The following is a 22,361-nucleotide window of genomic DNA, read 5'->3' on the forward strand; positions in this document are numbered from 1 at the left end:
GCTCGGGGAAAAACTCCGTGCGCCGGGTGTGCTTCTTCGTCCCGCGCACCCCGGATCGCGACGGCGCGGGGCCGCCCCCCCCCGCCTTCTCCCCCCGCCGCGCGCCGCCTCCGCGCCGCCGGGTCGCGGGGGGGGCCGGCGCGCGGGGCCGCGACCGGTCCCGGCCCCGTCAGGCGTCGCGCGTGACGGGGCCTGACGGGGTCACCGCGCCTCCGCCGCCGCCATCGCCGAGGCGTGGTCGGCGCCCGGCTTCTCGTCCTCCACCGCGCGGCGGGCGGCGGCGCCGACGGCCGCCTTCTCGTCGTGGTTCAGCGGGCGGTCGGGCATGTTGGGGATGCGCACCGTCACCTCGCGATGGGCGAAGTGGATGCCCTCCTTCTCGAACAGCTCCCGGATCTCCTGGTAGACCAGCTTGCGCGTGGTCCACTGGTCGCCCGGCCGCGTCATGTACTTGATCCGGATGATCATCGCCGAGTCCTCCATCATGTAGACGCCCTGCGATTTCAGGGGCTGCACGAATTTCGGACCCTCGATCGGGTGCTCCTTCAGCCGCTCGCCCAGCTTCTTGACCAGCTTGCGCACCTTGTCGACATCGGTGTCGTAGGTCAGCCGCAGCGGCAGCTTCATCATCACCCAGTCGCGCGAGAAATTGGTCAGATGCGCGATCTCGCCGAAGGGGATCGTATGCAGCGCGCCCAGGTGGTGGCGCAGCTGGAACGAGCGCAGGGAGATCTTCTCCACCGTCCCCTTGACCGAGCCGACGTCGATATACTCCCCCTTGCGGAAGGCGTCGTCGAGCAGGAAGAACATGCCCGACAGGATGTCCCGCACCAGCGTCTGCGCGCCGAAGCCCACCGCGATGCCGACGATGCCGGCGCCCGCGAACAGCGGCGCCACGTTGACCCCCAGCTCCGTCGCCACGATCACCGCCACCGAAATGCCGATGGTCACCAGGATCGCCGAGCGGAACAGCGGCAGCAGCGTGCCCAGCCGCGAGGCCGCGGAGGCGCCGCCGCCCTCGTCCCCCGGCTCGCCGACGATGTCGTCCCCGCCCTCCGCCTCGATGCGCTGATCGAGCCAGATGCGCATGGCGTGATAGGCGATGTAGCCGAGGAACAGGGTGTCGATCACGTCCTGCGAGCGGTCGAAGAACGAGCCGTCGGCGAAGATGCCGGAGCCGCCCCAGACCCGGATCAGCGCATAGGCCCCGGCGCCGAGCGAGAACAGGCTGACCACCCGGCGGGCCAGGTCCTCGAAGCTGCGCATCGTCCGCGTGGGGCGATAGGTGCGGGAGGCGGGCTCGGGCGCGGGCGCGGGCGGGCGTTCCGCGCCGGGCCGGGGCGGCACGCTGACCGGGCCGCCGCCCTCGTCGTCGCCGTCGCCGTCCATGTCGCCCACGTCCATCCGGCCGGCGGCCGGGACGGCGCCATCGCGGGCGGGGCCATCGGGGGCGGAGCCATCAGGGGCGGGGCCATCGGGGGCGGGGCCATCGGGGGCGGGGCCGGGAGCAGGCTCGGCCCGGCGCAGCGGGTCCGGCCCGGCCGCGGCCGGGCCGGCATCGGCGCCGGGGTCCGCGGGCGCATCCGAAGTCGGGTCGGAGCGCGCGTCCAGCGGCGGGATCTCGACCCGCGGATGCGTCCGATGGCCGTCCTCAAGTCCATCCCCGGGCGCCGTCGCGGCGTCCCCCGAAGCCGGCGGCTGGCCGTCCAGCGGCGGCGCCCCGTCCCCGCCGGGCGAGACCCGCGCCGCATCCGCGGCCCGCGCGGCGTCGGCCTCCTCCTGCATCCGCCGCGCGGTGCGGGAGCGATGGAAAAGCTGCTCCACCGCGTAGAGCCCCGCGGCCTGCGACAGCAGCGCCAGCAGCAGGGTCAGGAAGGCGCCCGCCAGCAGCGGCACCACCTTGTCCAGCCCCATGACGTTGCGCAGCGCCTCCTCCACCCAGGCGGCGAGGAGATAGACGGTGATCAGCGGCGCCCAGATCTTCGCGCCCAGCGCCGAGATCCACGTGCTCTCATACGGGCTGCGGCCCCGCAGGATGGCGCCCGACACCGCCGCCCGGTTCACCCAGACCAGCGTCACCGCGGCGACGAAACTGACGAAACCCAGCACGATGGCGTTCAGGCGCACCAGCTCCGTGCCCACGCCCATCTCGTTGAGCCAATAGGTGTACCCGCCCGACGTCACCCCGAAGGCGGTCAGCCCCGACAGCCAGAGATAAAGTCGGCGCGCATCGGCGTCGCTCATCCTCGGCACGCGGTATTCGGGCAGATAGGGGCTCAACGTCATCCGCCAGGCGGTGTCGGCGGCGATGAAGGTCACGTAGCACAGCACGATCAGGCCGGCGGTGGCCTGGGTCGGCGCGTGCTCCTCGAACAGGAAGATGCCGAGGCCGAGCGAAATGGCGGTGATGATCAGCACCGCCACCAGGGTCATTGCGAAGCGCAGCGCCAGCACCGGAATCTTGCCCGACAGGTCGTTGGTCCGGAACCGCCGCTGGGCGGTGATCATCAGCGGCCGGGCCAGGTAGATGCCGTAAAGCCCCGTGACCGCCCGCCCGATCAGGATCAGGATGGCGGTGACCAGCGCCACGCCCGCGAAATAGCCCCGATGCCCGTCGGGGCTGGCGGCGTCGAGCCGCGTGCCCATGCGGGTCAGCCCGTCGCGCGCCTCGCTCAGCATCCGCTCCAGCCGCTGGCGGAACACGCTGACATTGCGGGTGGAGCGACGCAGCATGCTGGGCTGCTCCTGCGCGCGGGCCGCGTCGGCGATCAGGCCGTAGGTCGCGAGATCCGGCGGCCGCGTCACGGCGCCGGGCTCGGTCGCGGGGCGCGACATCTGAGGGGCGGGCGCGTCCTCCTCCGACTTTCCGGCGGGGGCGCCGAACAGGCGGCCGTAGTCGATCACCTGCGCCTGCGCGCCGCCCCATCCATGCGCCGCGCCCCGGTCCCGGTCCCGGTCCCGGTCGGACGACGGCCAGGGCGCCGCGCACAGGATCGCGGCCAGCGCGACCAGCGCCAGCGCCCGAACCCAACCCGCCATCCGGCTCGCCCCGGCTCGGCGGGACTGCGCCGCGGCCTCGGATCGCCGGAACGTCCGGGAGATCTCCGGCGCGTTTCGCATCATGTTCTGTCCGCCCTTCCGTCAACTCGCGACAGCATATGCCGATCACGCCCGCCGCGTGCAAGAAACCCGGGCTTCGACCGTCGCGGCCGCGCCCCTTTGACGTGGGGGAATCCCGCCTCCTTGGCCTTCGAAGCGGCGCCCGCCATGCGCCGCGCCCCGCAGGACGCCGCGGCCGCACGCCGCGCACCCGGCCCGAGGTCCGCGCCGCACATGATATCAAGCGCCTCGCAACACAAGTCTTTTCCGCCCCGACCGGCGCGCCGCCCCGCCCGCCCGCATGCCGCATCCGCCGCGCGCCGGTTTCGCCGCTTTCGCAGCGCAGCGTTTCCGGATAGCGTCGAGGGGACGCCGATGAAACGCGCAGCGGCCTTTGGGGGGAGCGGCATGAGACATCCACGCTCCGCCCGGCCGGCACGCGATCATGGACGACCCGCAGGGCGAGCAGACGAGGGCGGACTCACCGGATGACGGCCCCCAGGGACAACGGCGTCTCGATTCACGCCGCCAAGCCGCGCCGCCGCGACCGCGACGACGCCCCGTCGGATGTGCGCCGCCGCGCCCTGCTCTACAGCCATGACACCTTCGGCCTCGGCCACCTGCGCCGCGCCCGCACCATCGCCTCGGCCCTGACCGAGCGCGACCCCGGCGTCGCCGCGCTGATCCTCACCGGCTCGCCCATCGCCGGGCGCTTCGACTTCCCCGACCGGGTCGACCATGTGCGCCTGCCCGGCGTGGTGAAGCTGGCGGACGGCGACTACGCCTCGCACAATCTCGGCATCTCGATCGAGGACACGGTGGACCTGCGCGCCTCGATCATCGCCGCCACCGACGCCGCCTTCGCCCCCGGCCTGCTGCTGGTGGACAAGGAGGCCTGGGGCTTTCGCAACGAGATGGGCGACGCGCTCGCCGCCGCCAGCGCCCGGGGCACACGGGTGGTGCTGGGCGTGCGCGACGTGCTCGACGACCTGCCCTCGCTGGCCGCGGAGTGGAAGCGCAAGGACCACGCCGACGCGATCCGGCGCTATTTCGACGAGATCTGGGTCTACGGCCTGCCCGAGATCTGCCGCCCGCTCGACGGGCTGGGCCTGCCGGACGAGGTGCTCGACCGGGTGATCTACACCGGCTACCTGCGCCGCGAGGCTCCGGACTGGCCCGCGGATGTGGGCCTCGCTCCCCCGGACGAGCCCTATGTCCTGGTCACCACCGGCGGCGGCGGCGACGGCGAGGGGCTGATCGACTGGACCCTGCAGGCCTATGAGACCGACCCGACGCTCGGCCCCCATGCGGTGATCGTCTACGGCCCCTTCCTGCATGCCGAGCGCCGGGCCGAATTCGACCGCCGCGCCCATGCGCTGAAGGGCCGGGTCAGCGTCATGAGCTTCGATTCGCGGATCGAGCGGCTGTTGTCCGAGGCCTCCGGCATCATCGCCATGGGCGGCTACAACACGTTCTGCGAGATCCTGAGCCTCGACAAGCCGGCCGTGATCTCCCCCCGTATCCGGCCGCGGCTGGAGCAGTATATCCGCGCCGAGGCGGCGGAGCGGCTGGGCCTCGCGCGCATGCTGCACGCGCCCCGCGACGGCTACGGGCCCGAGGCGATGATCGCCGCCATCCGCGGACTGGCCACCCAGCCGCGGCCTTCCGAGATCTCCATCCCCGGCCTGCTCGACGGGCTTGACCGGGTGGCGGAGCGCGCCGCCGCGGCCTTCGACAGCGCCGCGCGCCCGCAGGCCCGCCGCGCCTGAGCCCGCTTCCGGACGACGCCATGACCTCCCAGACCCGCGCTTCCGCCCCGCCCGTTCCGGCGGAGCCCCCTTCCGCCCCCCCGCTCGCGGTCGTGGTGAAAGGCTATCCCCGCCTGTCCGAAACCTTCGTGGCCCAGGAGCTGCTGGCGCTGGAGGCCCGCGGCCATGCGTTCGAGATCTGGTCCCTGCGCCACCCCTATGACGACCGCACTCACCCGCTGCATGACCGCATCCGGGCGCGGCCCCGCTACCTGCCCGAATACCTGTATCAGGAGCCGCTGCGGGTTCTGCGCGGGGTCGCTCGGGCGGTCCGGATGCCGGGCTTCGGCGCGACCGCGCGGCAATGGCTGCGCGACCTCGGGCGCGACCGCACCGCCAACCGCGTGCGCCGCTTCGGCCAGGCCTGCGTTCTGGCCGCGGAACTGCCGGAGGGGACGCGGTTCCTCTACGCGCATTTCCTGCACACGCCCGGCTCCGTCGCCCGCTACGCCGCGGCGATGCGGGGGGTGGAGTGGGGGATCTCCGCCCATGCCAAGGACATCTGGACCATCCCGGACTGGGAGAAGCGCGAGAAACTGGCCGACGCGCGGTTCCTGGTGACCTGCACCGGCTCGGGCGCCGAGCATCTGCGGGGGCTGGCGCCGGACCCCGCGCGGGTGGGGCTGGTCTATCACGGTCTCGACCTGACGCGCTTTCCCGACCCGCCCGCGCGCGCGCCCCGGGCCGAGGGCGCGCCGCTGGTCCTGCTCTCGGTCGGGCGGCTGGTGGCCAAGAAGGGCTATGACGACCTGATCGAGGCGCTGGCCGCCCTTCCCCCCGGGCTCGACTGGCGGTTTCGCCATGTGGGGGGCGGCGCGCTGAAGGACGCGCTTTCCGCCCGAGCAGAGGCCGCGGGGATCGCGGACCGCATCGCGTGGCTCGGCAAACGCGACCAGACCGAGGTGATCGCCGAAATGCGCGGGGCGGACCTGTTCGTCCTGCCCTCCAAGATCGCCGGGGACGGGGATCGCGACGGGCTGCCCAACGTGCTGATGGAGGCCGCGAGCCAGGCTCTGCCGATCCTGACCACCGCCGTCTCCGCCATCCCGGAATTCATCCAGGACGGGGTCCATGGCGCCCTCGTCCCGCCCGGCGACCCCGCCGCGCTCGCCGCCCGGATCGAGGCCATCGCCGCGGCCCCCGAGGCCGCCGAGGCCCAGGCCCGCGCCGCCCGCGCCCGTCTCGTCGCGGAGTTCGGGATGGAGGCCGGGATAGACGCGCTCGACACCCGCCTGCGCGCCGCCCTCGGCGACGCGGCGCCTCCGCTCGCGGCGTCCGCGAGCCCTGCGCCCGCCTCTCCGTCGCGGGCCGCCCGATGACCCGCCGCGCCGCCGCGGGCGGCGCTTCGCGGCGGCCGACGGCGACCGTGCGGGTCGCGCCGGGGCGCAGCGGGCCCGCTTGCGCCCGGCGTCGCGTTCCGCCCCTTCCGCCGCGCCGTCCCCTCTCCGGCCGACGCCGCGCCGCCCCGCCGGCGCGCCGCGCCTGACCCCACGCGCCATGGCCTCTCCGCCCCTCCGCATCGCCTTCCACGCGCCGATGAAACCAGCCTCGCACCCGACGCCTTCGGGCGACCGGCGCATCGCCCGGCTGACCCTGCAGGCGCTGGAGCGCGCCGGCTTCGCGCCCTTCGTGGCCTCCGAGCTGCGCACCCTCGACATGGCCGGCGCCCCCCTCCGCCAGGCCGCGCTCGAACACCGCGCCCGCGACGAGGCCGCCCGGCTCGTGGGAACCCTGCGCGCCGATCCCCCCGCGCTCTGGCTCACCTATCACAGCTACTGGAAGGCCCCGGACCTGCTCGGCCCCAAGGTCGCGCGCGGGCTGGGCATTCCCTATGTGGTGACCGAGCCCATCCTCTCCCGCCGCCGCCGCGCCGGCCCCTGGGCGGGCTTCGCGGCGGCGGCGGAGGCGGGGATGCGCGCCGCGGACCTGTTGCTGTGGTCCACGCCCCGCGACCGGCCGGGGCTGGATTTCCTCGGCCATGACCGGCTGGCCGAACTGCCCCCCTTCGTCGATCCCGGGCCGCCTCCCGCCCCCCGCGCGCGCCAGACGTCCGGGGGGCGGGGGGCGCCGCTGCGCCTGCTGGTCGCGGCGATGATGCGGCCCGGCGACAAGGCGGCCTCCTACGCCCGGCTCGCGGCGGGACTGGCCGCGCTGCCCGCCGCCGCTCCCGACTGGCGGCTCGACATTCTCGGCGACGGCCCCGCTCGGGCCGAGGTCGAGGCGATGTTCGCCCCCCTCGCCCCCCGCGTGCGCTTCCGCGGCGCGGTGTCCGACCCCGCCGAGACCCGCGCCGCGATGGAGACCGCCGACCTCCTCCCCTGGCCCGGCGTCGGCGAGGGCTTCGGCATGGTCTACCTGGAGGCGCAGGCCGCCGGCCTCCCCTGCCTGGCCGAGAACCGCCCCGGCCCGGCCCATGTCCTCGTCCCCGAGGCCGCGGGCGGCCTGCCCCTGACCGACCCGGCGGCGCCCGGCGCCTACGCGGCCGGCCTCGCCGCCGCGCTCGCCTCGCCCGAGCGGCTCGTCCGCGCCGGGGCCGCGGCCCGCGCCCATATCCTCGCCCGCCACGGGATCGACGCCGCCGCCGCCCGCCTCCGGGCCCTCCTCCTCCCCCTCATCGAAGGCGCCCCGCGATGACCGTGACCGAGCCCGCCCCGTTCGAAATCGGCCTCCTGCGCCATTTCCCGACCCTGTGGAACGAGGAAGGCCGTCTGCAGGGGCGCACCGACATCCCGCTCGCCCCCGCTTCGCGCGCCGCCCTCGCCACTCTCGCCCTGCCGCCGCGCTGGCGGGGCCTGCCGGTGATCTGCTCGCCGCTCGGCCGCGCGGTGGAGACGGCCGAAGCGCTGGCGGCGGGGGCCCCGATCCGCCTCGACGACCGGCTGGTGGAAATGCATATGGGCGACTGGGAGGGCCGCATCGGCGCGGACCTGCTGGCCGACCCGGACTGCGCCTACCGCCCGGTCGAGGACTGGGGCTGGGACTTCCAGCCGCCGGGCGGCGAGACCCCGGCCCAGGTCGCCGACCGCGCCGGCGCCGTGCTGGCGGAGCTCTCCGGCCCGGCCCTGATCGTCTGCCATCGCGGCGTGATGCGCGCCCTGCTGGCGCGGGCCACCGGCTGGAACTACCGCGGGCCGGAGACGTTCCGGATCAAGCGCGCCTCGGTCCACCCGGTGACGATGCGCGGCGGCCGCCCCGACGGCGCCGCGAAATTCGAGCGGCTGGTCCCGCGATGACCCCGCCCCTGCGCCAGCCCCGCGCCCGGCCCCGGATCGCCTATCTGGTCACGCATCTGATGGGCTCCGGCCACCTGGTGCGGACCCTGGCGCTGGCCCGCGCGGCGGCGCAGGCGGGGGCGGAGGCGCTGGTGATCTCCGGCGGCAGGCCCCTGGCCCATGTGGACGCGACGGGCGTGGACCTGCGCCAACTGCCGCCGCTGATGTCGGACGGGCTCGACTATCGCAACCTGCTGCGCGCGGATGGGACGCCCGCCGGCCCCGAGGACTACGCCGACCGCCGCGCCCGCATCGCCGCGATCCTGCGCGACGCCGCCCCCGACGCGCTGGTCTGCGAACTGCACCCTTTCGGCCGTCGCAGCCTCGCCGCCGAGTTCGAAACGGCGCTGGAAGCCGCAGGCGCCGCCCCCGCCTGGGTCTCGATCCGCGACGTGCTGGAGCCGCCCTCCAAGCCCAAGCGCGTGGCCCGCACGCTGGAGGCGCTGGCCCCGTTCCGCGCGGTGCTGGTCCATGGCGACGCCGCCGCGATCCCGCTGGAAGCGAGCTGGCCCGGCCCCGACGCCGGCCCCCCGCCGCCCGCGGGCCTCGGCCGCCCCCTGAGCTACACCGGCTATGTCTGCGCGCCCCCGCCCGCCGCCGCGCCGGACGGCCCGGGCCGGGGCGAGGTGCTGGTCGCCACCGGCGGCGGCGCCATCGGCCGGGCGCTTCTGGAGATGGCCGCCCATGCCGCGACCCGTTCCCCCCTGCCATGGCGCCTGCTGGTCGGCGGCGCCGATGCGACGGCGGAGGCGGCGCGGCTCTCGGCGCTCGGCCCGGCGATGGCGGAGCCCGCTCGGGCGGACTATCGGGAAATGATGGCGCGGGCCGCCGTCTCGGTCAGCCTCGCGGGCTACAACACCGCCGTCGAGGCCGCGCTGTCGCCCACCCCCGCCCTGCTGGTCCCGATGGAGGAGGGCGGCGAGCGCGAGCAGCTGATCCGGGCCGAGGCGTTCTCGAACCTCCCCGGCCTCGCCGCCGCCCGCATCGGCGCGCTGACGCCCGAGACGCTGGCCGAGCGGGTTGACGCCCTCGCCCACGCGCCGCGCATCGCCGCCCCGCTGCGCGCCGACGGCGCCGCCGAAAGCGCCCGGATCATCCTGGGAGACCTTTGAGCCAGGCGCCCCCGGCGCGACGTCGCGCGGGCGCGACGGCGCCGCCCTCGTCCGGGTCGACGCGCGGCTCCCTCCGCCGAAACCGGGACGGCCTCAGGAATAGGGGTCCAGCGCGTCCCGCAGCCCGTCGCCGAGGAAGTTGAAGGCCAGCACCACCAGGATCACCGGGATCATCGGGGCCAGCAGCCACGGATAGATCTCGACCGCCGTCAGATCCAGCGCGTCGTTCAGCATCAGCCCCCACGACACCGCCGGCGGCCGCAACCCAAGCCCCAGCAGGGACAGCGCCGTCTCGCCCAGGATCATCGTCGGGATCGACAGCGTGGCCGAGGCCACCAGGTGGCTCATGAAATTCGGCATCATGTGGCTGCCCACGATGCGGGTGGTCGACGCGCCCATAAGCTCCGCCGCGCGCACGTAGTCCTCTTCGCGCAGGCTCAGGAACTTGGAGCGCACGGCCCGCGCCAGCCCCGGCCAGTCCAGCAGCCCCAGGATCACCGAGATCATGAAGAACACCGCCACCGGCCCCCAGTTGGCCGGGATCGCGGCCGACAGCGCCAGCCAGATCGGCAGTTCGGGCATGGAGCGGATGATCTCGATCGACCGCTGCACCGCCGCGTCCAGCCAGCCGCCGAAATAGCCCGCGAAGCCGCCCAGGACCATGCCGATCCCGAAGCTGATGGTCACCCCGATCAGCCCCACGGTCAGCGACAGCTGCGCCCCGTGCAGCAGGCGCGAGAAGATGTCCCGCCCCAGCCGGTCCGCCCCGATCAGGTACAGGTCCGAGCCCTCAGGCGGACAGATCAGCCGGAACGCGGTCTCCCCCAGGCCGAGGAAGCTCCATGGATCCCCGCAGGAGGTCAGCCAGCGCAGCGGCCTGGGGTCGTCGTAATCCGCGGTGAACTTGGGCTGGAACGTCGCCATGTCGATCTCGGAGACCGTCGGATAGGTCACCAGGAAATGCCCGGCGGTGAAGATGTCGATCTCCTGAGGGGGCGCGTAGATGGCGTCGGTGTTGCGCGCCTGCGGGTGATAGGGCGCGAAGAACCCCGCCACCGGCAGCATCAGATACATGATCAGCAGGAACAGCCCCGACAGCACCGCCAGCTTGTTGCGCTTGAACCGCCGCCAGATCAGCGTGGTGGTCGAGGCGTCCAGGTCCTTGCGGTCCAGCGCCTGAAGGTCTGTCTCCGCGTCCCAGGGCTCGTCCGAGATCCAGTGCCCCGGCCGGCGGCCCAGATCGCCGCCGCCGCCGCCCAGCGCATGCGGGTCGCCGGCCTGGCGGTCGCTGTCGTCGCCGCCGGTCATCGACGCCTCCCCGAGAAACGGATGCGCGGATCCAGCACCGCCAGCAGCAGGTCGGAGACCAGCATCCCCGCCAGCGTCAGCACCGACACGAACAGCAGGATGAAGCCCGACAGGAAATAGTCCTGGGACCGCAGCGCCGACAGCAGGATCGGCCCGATGGTCTGAAGCCCCATGACCAGGCTGACCAGCACCGAGCCGGAGACGAGGCTCGGCAGCAGGTTCCCGATATCGGCCACGAACGGGTTCAGCGCCATGCGCAGCGGGTATTTCACCACCGTGTTCACCCGGCTCACGCCCTTGGCCCGCGCCGTGGTCACATAGGGCTTGCCGAGTTCATCCAGCAGGTTGGCCCGCAGGCGGCGCACCATCGCGGCCATGCCCGAGGTGCCGATGACGATGATCGGCACGATCATGTGCACCAGGATGTCGCCCAGCTTGGCGAAGCTCATCGGCTGGTCGGCGTATTGCTTGTCCATCAGCCCGCCCACCGGCAGGCCGAACCATTGCGCGCCCTTGTGGTAGAGGATCAGCGCCAGCAGGAAGTTCGGCGTCGCCAGCCCGATATAGCCCACGAAGGTCGCGAGATAGTCGACCCAGGTGTTGGCCTTCACCGCCGCGATCGCCCCCAGCGGCAGCGCCACCAGATAGACGAAGACGATGGCGAAGGCGTTCAGCGCGATGGTCATCCACAGCGCCTCGCCCACCACTTCGCCCACCGGCTTGTCGAGCTCGAAGGACCAGCCCAGATCCCCCTGAAGGATGCCCGAGAACCCGTGCGGCCCCGGCCAGAACCCCATCCAGATCAGGTATTGCTCCCACATCGGCTTATCCAGCGCGTATTCCTGCATGAGGAACCGGGCCTTCGACACCGACGCCGCCTCGCCCGAGGCCTGGAGCTGCTGGATCTGGTTGGTCAGCACATCGCCCGGCGGCAGGTTGACGATCCAGAAGATCAGCATGGAGACCAGCAGAAGGGTCCACAGCATGGTCCAGAAACGGCGGAGCGCGTAGGCGGCCATGGTCTCAGCGCCTCCCGCGCATGGGGGCCCGGCGGACCGCCGGAGGGGCGATCACGGGGACGGCGGGCGGGGCGACGGCCGCAGGCCGAGCGCCCGTCCCGGCGCGCCCCGCCAGGTCAAGAAGGAGGAGGCGGAAGCGGGTCACGGCTGGAAAAAGAACTCGTCCATCCGGTGAACGCCCATATGGGCGCCGGGATCCCAGGTCCAGATCGCCTGCTTGGGCACGTTCTTCAGCCGGTTGTTGACGATGATCGGCTGCGGCGCCGCCGAGATCAGCCCGATGGCGAAGACCTGATCGGCGTGAATGTCCAGCATCTCGTTCCAGGCGGCTTCCCGGCCTTCCTCGTCGCGCGCCTCCATCCAGGCGTGGTGCAGTTCCAGCAGCCGCTGCGCGGGCGCGATCGCCGGCGGCTCGCCGGCCTTGCCGCGGGTCTGGAAATGCTGCCCCCACATGGGCCAGGAGAAATTCGCCTGGTCCACCGGGGCCAGATCGTCCGGCGGCGTCTCGGGCGTCGGGATGCCGTTGTTCCAGCCATACCAGACCGGCATCATCGCCGACCCCTGATAGGCCGAGTTGCGCAGGATGTCCCGGTCCAGCGGCCGGTAGATCAGCTTGACGCCGACCTCCCGCCAGCTTTCGGCCACCAGCTCCAGCGCATCGGACTCCGCGTTGCGCTCGCCCGCGCTCTCCACCACGATCTCCAGCCGCCGCCCGTCGGGCAGCAGCCGCGTGCCGTCGCCGTCCCGCGCCTCCAGCCCCAGCGCGTCCAGCATCGCCCCGGCCTTCTCGGGATCGTAGTTCGCCCAGGCATGGGCGCGGGCGTCGCTGTAGAACGGGCTGCGCTGCAACGGCGCCACCGCGCGCTCCTTCGCCAGCCCGTAATAGAGCGACTTGTTGATCGCCTTGCGGTCCACCGCCAGCGACAGGGCGCGGCGGAAATCGGCGTTGCGGAACAGCTCCCGGAACGCCGCGTCCTCGTAATTCATGTTGGGATAGAGCGCGATCTCCGACCCCGCCCCGTTCGACCACAGATAGGTCGCGTAGTTCCCCGTCGGCTCGCCCTTTTTAAGCACCGGCGCGTCCGAGAAGGTCAGCGAGCGCACCTGAAGGTCGCTCTCGCCCAGCGTGACCTTGGAGGCGACGAGCCCGCCGGCGGCGATCTCCGTCTCCACCCGGTCGGCATAGGGCAGCTGCACGCCCTGCGCATCGACGCGGTGATAGAACGGGTTGCGGGTCAGAATGTAACGCTGACCGTTGGACTCCGACCGGTTCACCCAGGGCTGCAACGTCGGCAGCTCCGGATTGTCGAAGTTGTACATGTTGTCCATCTTGTTATGGAGCTGCGCCCAGTTGCGCGACTTGGTCTTGCGCATGGTCTCGGCCAGCTTCTCCACGTCGGCGTATTTGGCGTGGTAGGTCTTCATGTAATGCGCCGGCCGGTAGATGAACGGCGGCCGCGCATCGGCCAGCGACGGCAGGAAACGCGGGTTCGGCGCCGCCCATTCGTAGCGGATCGCGGTCTCCGACAGCACCGTGACCTTCGCGGGCTGGCCGTCCACGATCATCAGCTCCGGCGGACCGGAGGGCGCGAGCTCGGGATTGTTGGCGACGTCCTCCCAGTAGTAGCGGAAATCTTCGGTGGTGAAGGGCGCGCCGTCCGACCACTTGTGCCCCTTGCGCAGGTGGAAGGTGAAGATCCGGTCGTCCTCGACCTCGACCTCGCGCAGGATGTCGGCGGCCAGTTCGTAGTCTCCGGTCCAGCCCACCAGCCGGGCGTAGCCGTAGACCACCATGTAGCGGATGTCCCGCGACCGGGTGAAGATGGTGCGGATGGTGCCGCCCTGCACGCCGAATTCGCGGCCCTTGTCGGGCAGGTCCACGACCAGCGGCTCGGACGGAAGCCGGCCCGCGGCGGCGGGCAGCGCGCCCTCCGACACCGCCTTGGCGAGGAACGGGCTCTCCTGCACCGGGACCTGGGCCCGGACGGGCGCGGCGGCGGAGGCGGCCGCGCAGGCCATCGCGACGACGGCGAACCGGCGCGCGAGACTCAGGGGGCGGAAAATCATCGTCATGCGGCGCACCTTACGAAATGTCCGGGGGCGACTTCCACCAATCCCGGCGCCTGATCGCCCGAATAGGCGAAGGGCTCGGGCCAGGTCTCGGGCTCGCCCGCCCCCCGCGCCACCGCCGCCAGATCGAGCCGCCGGCTGAGGTCGGGCTCCGGCGACGCGGCGATCAGCGCGCGGGTGTAGGGATGTTGCGGGTTCTCGAACAGCAATGTCGCCGGCCCCTCCTCCACGATCCGGCCGCGGCGCATCACCGCCACCCGGTCGGCGAGGTCGGCCACCACCGTCAGGTCGTGGGAGATGAACAGGTAGCTCAGCCCCATCTCGTCGCGCAGCTCCTTGAGCAGCGCCAGCACCTGCGCCTGCACCGACACGTCGAGCGCCGAGGTCGGCTCATCGCAGACCAGCAGCTCGGGCTCCAGCATCAGCGCGCGGGCGATGGAGATGCGCTGCCGCTGCCCGCCCGAGAAGGCGTGCGGAAAGCGCGACAGGTGCTCGGGGCTCAGCCCCACCTTGCGCATCATCTCGGCGGCGCGCTCGCGGCGTTCGCGGTCGCCGCCCTTGCCGTGGACGCGCAGGGGCTCGGTCAGGATGTCCATGACGGCCATGCGCGGGCTGAGGCTCGCATAGGGGTCCTGGAAGACGATCTGCACCCGCGCCCGGAAAGCCTTCAGCGCGGCGCCCGAAAGCGCGGTCACGTCCAGCACCTCGCCATCCGCGCCCTTGAAGCCGACTTCGGCGCCGGCGTCGGGCTCCTCGGCGCGCAGCATCAGCTTGGCGATGGTGGACTTGCCCGACCCGCTCTCGCCGACCACGGCCATGGTCTCGCCCCGGCCGACGGCCAGCTCGACATTCCGCACCGCCTTGATCTCCGGCGCCGCCGCCCCGATGCCCGAGCGGCGCCCGGCATAGGTCTTGGACAGGTTGCGCGCCCAGAAGATCGGGTCCGGCACGCCGCCGTGATGCACCGGCTTGCCCACCGGCAGTTCCGGCGCCGCGGCGATCAGGGCGCGGGTGTAGCCGTGGCCGGGACGCTCCAGGATGTCCTCGGTGGTCCCGGTCTCCACCACCCGCCCCTTGCGCATGACCACGACCCGGTCGGCCATGTTGGCCACCACGCCCAGGTCATGGGTCACCAGGATCACCGCCAGCCCCATGTCCTTCTGAAGCCGCTTGATGAGGTCGAGCACCTGCGCCTGCGTGGTCACGTCCAGCGCCGTCGTCGGCTCGTCCGCGATCATCAGATCGGGGCCGCAGACCAGCGCCATGGCGATCATCGCGCGCTGGCGCAGGCCGCCCGACAGCTCGAACGGATAGGCGTCATAGGCCCGCGCCGGGTCGGGGAAGCCGACCTGGTCGAAGACCTCCAGGCAGCGGTCCCGCACCGCCGCGCCGCGCAGGTCGGTATGCAGGCGCACCGCCTCCGCCGTCTGGTCGCCGATGGTGTGCAGCGGGGAGAGGGAGCTCATCGGCTCCTGGAAGATCATCGAGATGCTGCCGCCGCGCACCGCCCGCATGTCGGACCGGCTCAGCGCCAGAAGGTCCCGCGGCGGGCGCCCGTCGCGCCCCGCGAACATCGCCGTCCCGGCCGAGACCGAGGCCCCCTTGGGCAGGATGCGCAGCAGCGCCTTGCCGGAAACCGTCTTGCCCGAGCCGCTCTCGCCGACGATGGCCAGCGTCTCGCCGCGCATCAGGTGGAAATCGACCCCGGAGACGACCTCCATGCCCGTGCGCCGGTCGCCGAAGCGCACGCCGAGGCCCCGGACGTCGAGCAGCGGGGTCGACGCCCCGTCCTCCGCGCGCCCGGAAGCGCGCGTTTCGGTCCGCATCGCGCGGTCGGACGCCATCACCGTCCCGCCCCCAAGCCGTTCTCCCCTCGATCCGGCGCGCCCCGCCGCTGTCCGTGCGCCCGGACGCCCCGTTCGGGACGCGGGCCGGCATGCAGCGTTGCGCGAGATCGGGAGCATGTCGCGACGGACGCGGGAGGGCAACCGCTTTCGGCGCATTCAGCAAAGCTTCATGCGGACGCGAGCGCGAAACCGTCCCCAAAACCGGCGGGCGGAGGGAAGGCGGCGGGGAGGGATGGCGTGCGGGGCGACGGCCGCGAGGCCGAGCGTCCGTCCGACAGCACTCCCCCCCGCCTTCCTCCCGCCGCCGCATCCGCGACAAGGGCGCCGGTTGACCCCGAGCCGCTTCAGCCGCCTCGTTGCGACGACGAAGCCGCCTGCGCAGGAACCTCCATGTCCGACGAAAACCCGTTCAAGACCCGCATCCCCTCGCCCGCTTCCCGGATGCTGGGCTGGACCTTCGTGTCCTATGACCGCGAGGCGATGGTCCTGCGCCTGGCCTTCGACGGCAAGCCGGAGTTCCGCAACCCCGCCGGCGTCATCCAGGGCGGCATCCTGTCGGCGATGGTCGACGACACCTTCGGCCCGCTGGTCGGCGCGACCCTGGGCAAGTTCGGGGTCACCGTGGACCTGACCACGCAATTCCTGCGCCCGGTCCTTCCCGGCCCCATCACGACCGAGGCCCGGATCCTGCGCCGCGGGCGCTCGGTGGTGTTTCTCGAAGGCGACTTGATGGACGCCGGGGGCAAGCTCTGCCTGCGCTGCACCGCCAGCTTCTTCGTGCCCGAGAAAGACCCGCGCCCGAACCCGCAGCCGCTGGCCGCCGCGCCCTCCGAACCGGCCCCGCAAAGCTGACGGCCGGCCCCGCCCGGCTCCCGCTCAGCCCGGCTCCCGCTCGGCCCGGCCCGCGCTCAGCCCGTCCCGTCGCGCCGCCGCTGGCCGAACAGCACCTTGTCCGCGCCCGGCGCCCGCGCCGCGCGCAGCTCGATCGCCAGGTTGCGGCCCTTGTCCACCGCGGGCCGCGCCGCCAGCCGCTCCAGCCATTCGGCCATGCGCGGGGTCTTCGACAGGTCCTGCTCTTGCTTCTCCCACAGGCTCGCCCAGGGGAAGATCGCCATGTCGGCGATGGAGTAGAAATCCCCCGCCACGAAGGGCCGGTCCGCCAGCCGCGCCTCCAGCACGCCATAGAGCCGCTCGACCTCGTTGCGATAGCGGTTCTGGGCGTAGGGCAGCACCTGCGGCGGCTCCAGCGTCGGGGCGTAGGCGAGGAAATGGTGCGCCTGCCCGGCCATCGGCCCGACCCCGCCCATCTGCCACATCAGCCATTGGTCGACCTCGATCCGGTCGCGCTCGGTCTCGCCGTGGAAACGCCCGGTCTTGCGCGCGAGATATTGCAGGATCGCCCCGCTCTCGAAGATCGAGACCGGCGCCCCGTCCGGCCCGTCGGGATCGACGATGGCGGGCATCCGGTTGTTGGGCGAGAGCTTGAGGAAATCCGGGGCGAACTGCTCGCCCTTACCGATATTCACCAGGTTGAGATTGTAGGGCAGCCCCATCTCCTCCAGCGCGATGGAGATTTTCCAGCCATTGGGCGTGGGCCAGTAATAAAGCTCGATGGGCGCGGACATGGCGAAGCTCTCCCCTGGGGCGGCCTTGGGAACGGGCCGGGTCGTCGCCGACAGTAGAGGGCGCGTGACGCGGCCTACAAGCCGCCTCGGCGGCCGCGCACGGGAATGGGAACGGCGACGGCGCCCGCGACGGACCGGAGCGCGTGCGGACGAAGGATCAGGCCGCCGCGCCGTCTCCCGGCCCGGGACGAGCCGGACGGACCGGGCGGGCCAGCGCCCGCAGCGCCGCCGGCAACCAGCGCCGCCCCTGCGCCGGGGCGCGGGTTTCGGCCCGGACCTCGGGGCGGGTTTCGGGCCGAATTTCGGGCCGAATTTCGGGGCGGGCCTCCGGACGGGGCGCGCGCAGGGGCGCGAGGCGGGACCAGCGCGCCTCGAACCCTTCCGGCGCGCCCGCCGCCCGCATCGCCGGGATCGACCACGCCCCGCGGTCGCGCAGGATGGCGCGGTATAGCTCCATGGCGCCGGGGCGGGTGTAGAAACTCCAGTGGCAGACCCGGCGGGCGACGGGGGCCAGCGGCGCCCCCCGCCTCTCCGCCCAGGCCTGGAAGGCCGGCGCGTCCAGTTGCAGGTCGATCCAGTCCGCCCGCCGCGCCGGCGCGGCCTCCATCCCCGCGACCATGCCGCCGCCGCGGCCCGGTCCCATGCCGTTGCGCATCCCCGGTCCGGAAGCGGGCCCGGCCCGGCCCAGCGCCTGCGGCCGGCGCCCCTCCACCCGTGGCGCCGCGGCCTCGAACAACAGGTCGAAAGCGTCGTTGTGCCGGGCCGCGAAGTGGTAGACGGCAAGCCCCCGCCCCCGTCCCGCCCGCTCCGCCGCCGCCATCGCCGCCGCGGCGACCCCGGCATCCTCCGCGGCTCCGAGCAGGATCGCGCGCCCCACCCGCCCGCGCACGGCCGGCGAGGCGATGGCCGCCAGCGCCACCCGCGCCCCCAGCGAATGCGCGAACAGGTCCACCCGCAGGTCCGGCCGCGCCGCCCCGATGCAGGCGATCAGCGCCGCCAGCGCCTCCCCCGCCCCCGCTGCGCGGGCGTAGACCGAGGCGAAGCCGTTGCGCGCCTCCCGCGCCAGGCTGGCGCCATGGGGTTCGCAGGCGTCCCAGCCGAAGCCCAGGCACAGCCCGTCGCCCCGCAGATCCGCGGAGAATCCCAGCGCCGCCGGCCAGTCCGCCAACGCGCCCCTGGCCCGCGCCTCCGGGTCCGGTCCGATGCCGCCGTAAAGCTGGATATGGGGGTCGCGCGCCGGGTCGCCGGGGCGGTAGCGGTAGCCATGCAGCAGGATCGCCACAGGCGCTCCCCGCGGGACCCGCGCCAGCGCCCGCCCGAGGTCCGCCGCCTCGCCGCACGCATTCCGAACGAGGAGACCCCCTGCCCTCGCCGTGACGTGCAACAGCGCCATGGTGATGTCCTGCTCGGTCCCGTCGCGGTCTCGCTGCCGCGTCCCCGGTCCGATAGCGCAAGTTTGCAACATGGGAGTTGCCATTCGGTGACCAAAGCGCGACGGCGGGCGGATTCTCCGACATTTTTCGTGAAATCAGGCGGTTTCGTCGCCCCCGCCCTGCGCTTGACCGTCCCGGCGTTTCGTCCTACCCGGAAAGACGTGGCGATTTGGCAGACCGGCTTGCGGGCCACGTGAAACATTCCGCTAAAGAGGTCGGGCGCGGGCCATGCCCCGCGATCCATCCTTCTTGAGACCGGTCGGATTTCGTCGAGGAGCCGGGGCCCGACCCCGGATGCAACGAATGACCGACACCCATACCAAGACCCTCCGCCCCCGCACGCGCCTGGTTCACGCCGGCACGGCCCGCTCGCATCACGGCGAGATGTCGGAGGCGCTCTACCTCACCCAGGGCTTCGCCTATGAGAGCGCCGAGGCCGCCGAGGCCCGGTTCCTCGGCGAGGCGCCGGGCTTCATCTACGCCCGTTACGGCAACCCGACCGTGCGCATGTTCGAAGAGCGGATGATGGCGCTGGAAGGCGCCGAGGACGCCTTCGCCACGGCCTCCGGCATGGCCGCGGTCAACGCCGCGCTGTTCTGCCAGCTCAAGGCCGGGGATCACGTGGTGGCGGCCAAGGCGCTGTTCGGCTCCTGCCTCTATATCCTGGAGACGCTGCTGCCCCGCTTCGGGGTCGAGTGCACCTTCGTCGAGGGCGCCGATCTCGACGCCTGGCGCGCCGCGGTCCGGCCCGAGACCCGCTGCGCGCTGATCGAGAGCCCCTCGAACCCGACGCTGGAGATGATCGACATCGCCGCGGTGGCCGAGATCGTGCACGCGGTCGGCGCCCGGCTGATCGTGGACAATGTCTTCGCCACCCCGATCTTCCAGCGGCCGCTGGAGCTGGGGGCGGACATCGTCCTCTATTCCGCGACCAAGCATATCGACGGCCAGGGCCGCTGCCTCGGCGGCATCGTGCTGGGGACGGAGGACTTCATCCGCGGCGAGTTCGACCCCTACATGAAACATACCGGCGCGGCGATCAGCCCGTTCAACGCCTGGGTGATGCTCAAGGGGATGGAGACGCTGGAGCTGCGCTGCCGCGCCCAGACCACCTCCGCCGCGCTGGTGGCCGACGCGCTGGCCGGCCATCCGCGGGTGAAGAAGGTGATCTATCCGGGCCGCGAGGATCATCCCCAGCACGCGCTGGCCAAAAGGCAGATGGAGACCGGCGGCCCCATGGTGGCCTTCGAGATCGAGGGCGGGAAGGAGGCCGCGTTCCACGTCATGAACGCGCTGAAGGTCATCCTGATCTCCAATAATCTCGGCGATTCCAAGAGCATCGTGACCCACCCGACCACGACGACCCATCAGCGCCTGTCGGAGGAGCAGCGGCTCGGCCTCGGCATCACCGGCGGGTTGATGCGGCTGAGCTGCGGGCTGGAGGATCCGGCGGACCTGATCGACGACCTGGTGCAGGCGCTCGAAGCCAACTGAGCCGGTCGCCCGGCCCAAGCGAACTTGGGCGAGGGAAAAGGGGCGTCCGGCGCGGGTCGGGCGCCCCTTCCGCGTTCCTCCCGGTGGAGAGGGCGCGCAGGCGCCGCGCATCGGTCGCGCGGGCCGGGTCCGGGCGCCCGCGGCGCGCTGACATGTCGGCGCGGGCGGAGACGGGCGCGGGAAGGCGGCGGTTCGGCCAAGACGTCGGCCGGGGCCGCTTCGGCGGATTCGCAGAGAACAGGCGCGGGGAATCGGCTATCCCTGTCGGGGCCATGCTGACACTGCCGCCCCCTGACGCCCTGCACGACGCGCTCGATGCCGGCGACCTCGCCTTCGAAGGCCATGCCTGGGCGCTCGACCCCGCCGCCGGGCTGTTCCACCGTTTCGCCTGCGCGCGCATCCCCCCCGCGCGCGCGGACCGCGCCTTCCGCGACAGCCTCTCCGCCTGCCTCGACGCCGGCTTCGCGCCCTGCCCCGCCTGCCGCCCGCTCGCCACCGCCGCCGCGCCCGACCCGCTGGTCGCCCGCATGGTCGCGGCGCTGGAGGCCGAGCCCGGCCGGCGCTGGCGCGAGGCTGACGTCACCGCGCTCGGCCTCGACCCCGCCGACCTGCGCAAGCGGTTCCGGCGGCGGCTGGGGCTCGGGTTCCTGCAACTGGCCCGGGCGCTCGCCCCCTCGCCCCGCGCCAGCCGGCCCGAGCCGCCCCCCGACCCCGCGGCCGCCGCAGCCCCCGAGGTGATGGCGGAGCTCGAACGCCTGCTGGACGAGGCCGGAGCGCCCGACGACGCCCCCGCGGCCGTCGCGCTCCATGCCGACTGGATCGCGACGCCCATCGGCCCGATGCTGGCCATCGCCGACGCCCATGCGCTCCACGTCCTGGAATTCGCCGAACGCGCCGCCCTGCCCGGCGAGATCCGCGCGCTGCGCGCCGCCGCCAACCTACCCATCGGCCGCGGAACCACCCCGGCGCTGGAAGCGACCCGCGCCGCCCTCGCCGCCTATTTCGAGGGGCGGGACCTGGCCCTCGACGTTCCCGTGGCGCGCAGCGGCACGCCCTTCCGGCAGTCGGTCTGGGACGCGCTGCGCCGGATCCCGCCGGGGCGGACGCTCAGCTATCTCGGCCTGGCCGAGGCCATCGGCAATCCCGCCGCCACCCGCGCCGTCGCCCAGGCCAACGGGGCCAACCCGATGGCCGTCGTGGTGCCCTGCCACCGGGTGATCGGCGCCGACGGCTCCCTGACCGGCTATGGCGGACTGCTCTGGCGCAAGACCTGGCTGCTGGAGCACGAGGCCCGCCACGCCCCCGCCGCCTCGCCCGAGGGGGCCATGCCGACCGGAGACGCGCCATGACCGCCGCCGACCACGCCGCCCGCCTGGCCGCGTTCGCCGCCCTGCACCGGGCGGGCGACCCGCTGATCCTGTGGAACATATGGGACGCCGGAACCGCCCGCGCCGCCGAGGCCGCCGGGGCCTCCGCCGTCGCCACCGGCAGCCTGTCGATCGCCGGCGCCCAGGGCTATCCGGACGGCGAGGCGATCCCGCTCTCCCTGCTCCTGACGCTGGCGGAACGGATCGCCGCCTCGGTCGCCGTCCCCCTCAGCGTGGATTTCGAGCGGGGCTATGCGGCCGACGCGCCGGCCCCGGCCCAGGCTCTCGCCGCCGCCGCCGCCGCGCTGGCCGCGACCGGGGCCGTGGGCGCGAACCTCGAGGACGGTCTGCCCGAGGGCGGAACCCGCCCCGCCGCCGAGCAGGCCGCCCGCATCGCCGCCTTCCTCGCCGGCGCGGAGGCGGCGGGAACCCCGCTCCTGGTCAACGCCCGCACCGACCTGTTCCTGCAGGAGAAAGACGCCGCCCGCCACGCCGCTCTGGTCCCCGAGGCGCTGGCCCGCGCCCGTGAATGGGCCGAGGCCGGGGCCGGCTGCTTCTACCCCATCGGCCTGTCGGACCCGGGCCTGGTCGCGCAGGTGGTCGAAGGCTCGCCGCTGCCGGTCAACATCCTGGTCCGCGGCGGACGGGCGGAGGTCGAGACGATGGCCGCCCTCGGCGTCGCCCGGATCAGCTTCGGCCCCGGCCCCTGGCGCGCCGCGATGGCCTGGGCCGAGGCGCAGGCGCGCGAGCTGACCGCCGCCGCCCCGCGCTGACCCCCGCCCCGCCCGCGCTTCACCCGACGCCCTGCGTCGCGCCCTGCGTCGTGCGCCCTGCGCGTCGCCGGGGCGTCCTCGCCCTCCGCCCGCCACGTCGCGCCCGCCACCTCGCGCCCCTCGCCGCGCCGCCT

The 22,361-nt window shown here is 73.3% G+C and carries 16 protein-coding genes and 1 riboswitch; of the genes, 9 read left to right on the forward strand and 7 right to left on the reverse strand.

Translation table 11 applies throughout. From position 1 onward, the window contains the following. Window positions 1–201: 201 nt before the first annotated feature. Complete coding sequence (locus BLV24_RS22270) at window positions 202–3,039, reverse strand: mechanosensitive ion channel family protein (protein ID WP_245710594.1); 2,838 nt, start codon at window positions 3,037–3,039, stop codon at window positions 202–204. Window positions 3,040–3,587: 548 nt separating this feature from the next. On the opposite strand from BLV24_RS22270, the gene BLV24_RS15560 reads away from it, so the two are divergent. From BLV24_RS15560 to BLV24_RS15580, 5 genes are all read left to right on the forward strand, one after another. After that, on the forward strand, window positions 3,588–4,868 hold the full coding sequence (locus BLV24_RS15560; protein WP_143040333.1) for a glycosyltransferase family protein: 1,281 nt from the start codon (window positions 3,588–3,590) through the stop codon (window positions 4,866–4,868). Window positions 4,869–4,888: 20 nt separating this feature from the next. After that, window positions 4,889–6,226 carry a glycosyltransferase gene (locus BLV24_RS15565; RefSeq protein ID WP_092683452.1) on the forward strand — a complete coding sequence of 446 codons (1,338 nt, stop codon included), beginning with the start codon at window positions 4,889–4,891 and terminating at the stop codon, window positions 6,224–6,226. A 178-nt stretch (window positions 6,227–6,404) separates the two neighbouring features. After that, on the forward strand, window positions 6,405–7,541 hold the full coding sequence (locus BLV24_RS15570; protein WP_092683454.1) for a glycosyltransferase: 1,137 nt from the start codon (window positions 6,405–6,407) through the stop codon (window positions 7,539–7,541). After that, on the forward strand, window positions 7,538–8,140 hold the full coding sequence (locus BLV24_RS15575; protein WP_092683456.1) for a histidine phosphatase family protein: 603 nt from the start codon (window positions 7,538–7,540) through the stop codon (window positions 8,138–8,140). The genes BLV24_RS15570 and BLV24_RS15575 overlap by 4 nt, the downstream gene beginning before the upstream one ends. Next, the gene (locus tag BLV24_RS15580) at window positions 8,137–9,291 is read left to right on the forward strand and encodes a glycosyltransferase family protein (protein WP_092683458.1); all 1,155 of its coding nucleotides are present in this window, start codon (window positions 8,137–8,139) and stop codon (window positions 9,289–9,291) included. Before BLV24_RS15575 ends, BLV24_RS15580 begins: the two co-directional genes overlap by 4 nt. A gap of 93 nt (window positions 9,292–9,384) precedes the next feature. Here the strand turns inward: BLV24_RS15580 and BLV24_RS15585 are convergent, their stop codons facing one another. The 4 genes from BLV24_RS15585 to BLV24_RS15600 all read right to left on the reverse strand — a co-directional run bounded on the left by BLV24_RS15585 (window position 9,385) and on the right by BLV24_RS15600 (window position 15,514). Continuing rightward, window positions 9,385–10,530, reverse strand: coding sequence for an ABC transporter permease (locus BLV24_RS15585; RefSeq protein ID WP_092683703.1), 1,146 nt, complete (start codon window positions 10,528–10,530; stop codon window positions 9,385–9,387). Between the two features lie 65 nt (window positions 10,531–10,595). Continuing rightward, window positions 10,596–11,618 carry an ABC transporter permease gene (locus BLV24_RS15590; protein WP_092683460.1) on the reverse strand — a complete coding sequence of 341 codons (1,023 nt, stop codon included), beginning with the start codon at window positions 11,616–11,618 and terminating at the stop codon, window positions 10,596–10,598. A 141-nt stretch (window positions 11,619–11,759) separates the two neighbouring features. Next, on the reverse strand, window positions 11,760–13,691 hold the full coding sequence (locus BLV24_RS15595) for an ABC transporter substrate-binding protein (protein WP_245710595.1): 1,932 nt from the start codon (window positions 13,689–13,691) through the stop codon (window positions 11,760–11,762). Further along, the gene (locus BLV24_RS15600; protein ID WP_092683707.1) at window positions 13,688–15,514 is read right to left on the reverse strand and encodes an ABC transporter ATP-binding protein; all 1,827 of its coding nucleotides are present in this window, start codon (window positions 15,512–15,514) and stop codon (window positions 13,688–13,690) included. Before BLV24_RS15600 ends, BLV24_RS15595 begins: the two co-directional genes overlap by 4 nt. A gap of 411 nt (window positions 15,515–15,925) precedes the next feature. On the opposite strand from BLV24_RS15600, the gene BLV24_RS15605 reads away from it, so the two are divergent. After that, a complete protein-coding gene (locus BLV24_RS15605) occupies window positions 15,926–16,387 on the forward strand; it encodes a PaaI family thioesterase (protein WP_092683462.1) in 462 nt (153 codons plus the stop codon). A gap of 56 nt (window positions 16,388–16,443) precedes the next feature. On the opposite strand, the gene BLV24_RS15610 is transcribed toward BLV24_RS15605, so the two are convergent. Together BLV24_RS15610 and BLV24_RS15615 are read right to left on the reverse strand one after the other, a co-directional pair. Further along, entirely contained in the window at window positions 16,444–17,160 is a 717-nt protein-coding gene (locus BLV24_RS15610) for a glutathione S-transferase N-terminal domain-containing protein (RefSeq protein ID WP_092683464.1), read from the reverse strand. A gap of 157 nt (window positions 17,161–17,317) precedes the next feature. Beyond that, window positions 17,318–18,442, reverse strand: a complete 1,125-nt coding sequence (locus tag BLV24_RS15615; protein ID WP_092683466.1) for a hypothetical protein — start codon at window positions 18,440–18,442, stop codon at window positions 17,318–17,320. Window positions 18,443–18,744: 302 nt separating this feature from the next. Then, window positions 18,745–18,824, forward strand: a riboswitch (SAM riboswitch). A 72-nt stretch (window positions 18,825–18,896) separates the two neighbouring features. Between BLV24_RS15615 and metZ the strand changes: the two genes are divergently transcribed. The 3 genes from metZ to BLV24_RS15630 all read left to right on the forward strand — a co-directional run bounded on the left by metZ (window position 18,897) and on the right by BLV24_RS15630 (window position 22,227). Then, window positions 18,897–20,087, forward strand: coding sequence for an O-succinylhomoserine sulfhydrylase (gene metZ / locus BLV24_RS15620; protein WP_218133445.1), 1,191 nt, complete (start codon window positions 18,897–18,899; stop codon window positions 20,085–20,087). A 272-nt stretch (window positions 20,088–20,359) separates the two neighbouring features. After that, window positions 20,360–21,436, forward strand: coding sequence for a methylated-DNA--[protein]-cysteine S-methyltransferase (locus BLV24_RS22895; RefSeq protein WP_092683470.1), 1,077 nt, complete (start codon window positions 20,360–20,362; stop codon window positions 21,434–21,436). Then, a complete protein-coding gene (locus BLV24_RS15630) occupies window positions 21,433–22,227 on the forward strand; it encodes an isocitrate lyase/phosphoenolpyruvate mutase family protein (RefSeq protein ID WP_092683472.1) in 795 nt (264 codons plus the stop codon). Before BLV24_RS22895 ends, BLV24_RS15630 begins: the two co-directional genes overlap by 4 nt. Window positions 22,228–22,361: the final 134 nt, after the last annotated feature.

It is taken from the genome of Albimonas donghaensis (assembly GCF_900106695.1).
Classification (GTDB): Bacteria; Pseudomonadota; Alphaproteobacteria; order Rhodobacterales; family Rhodobacteraceae; genus Albimonas; species Albimonas donghaensis.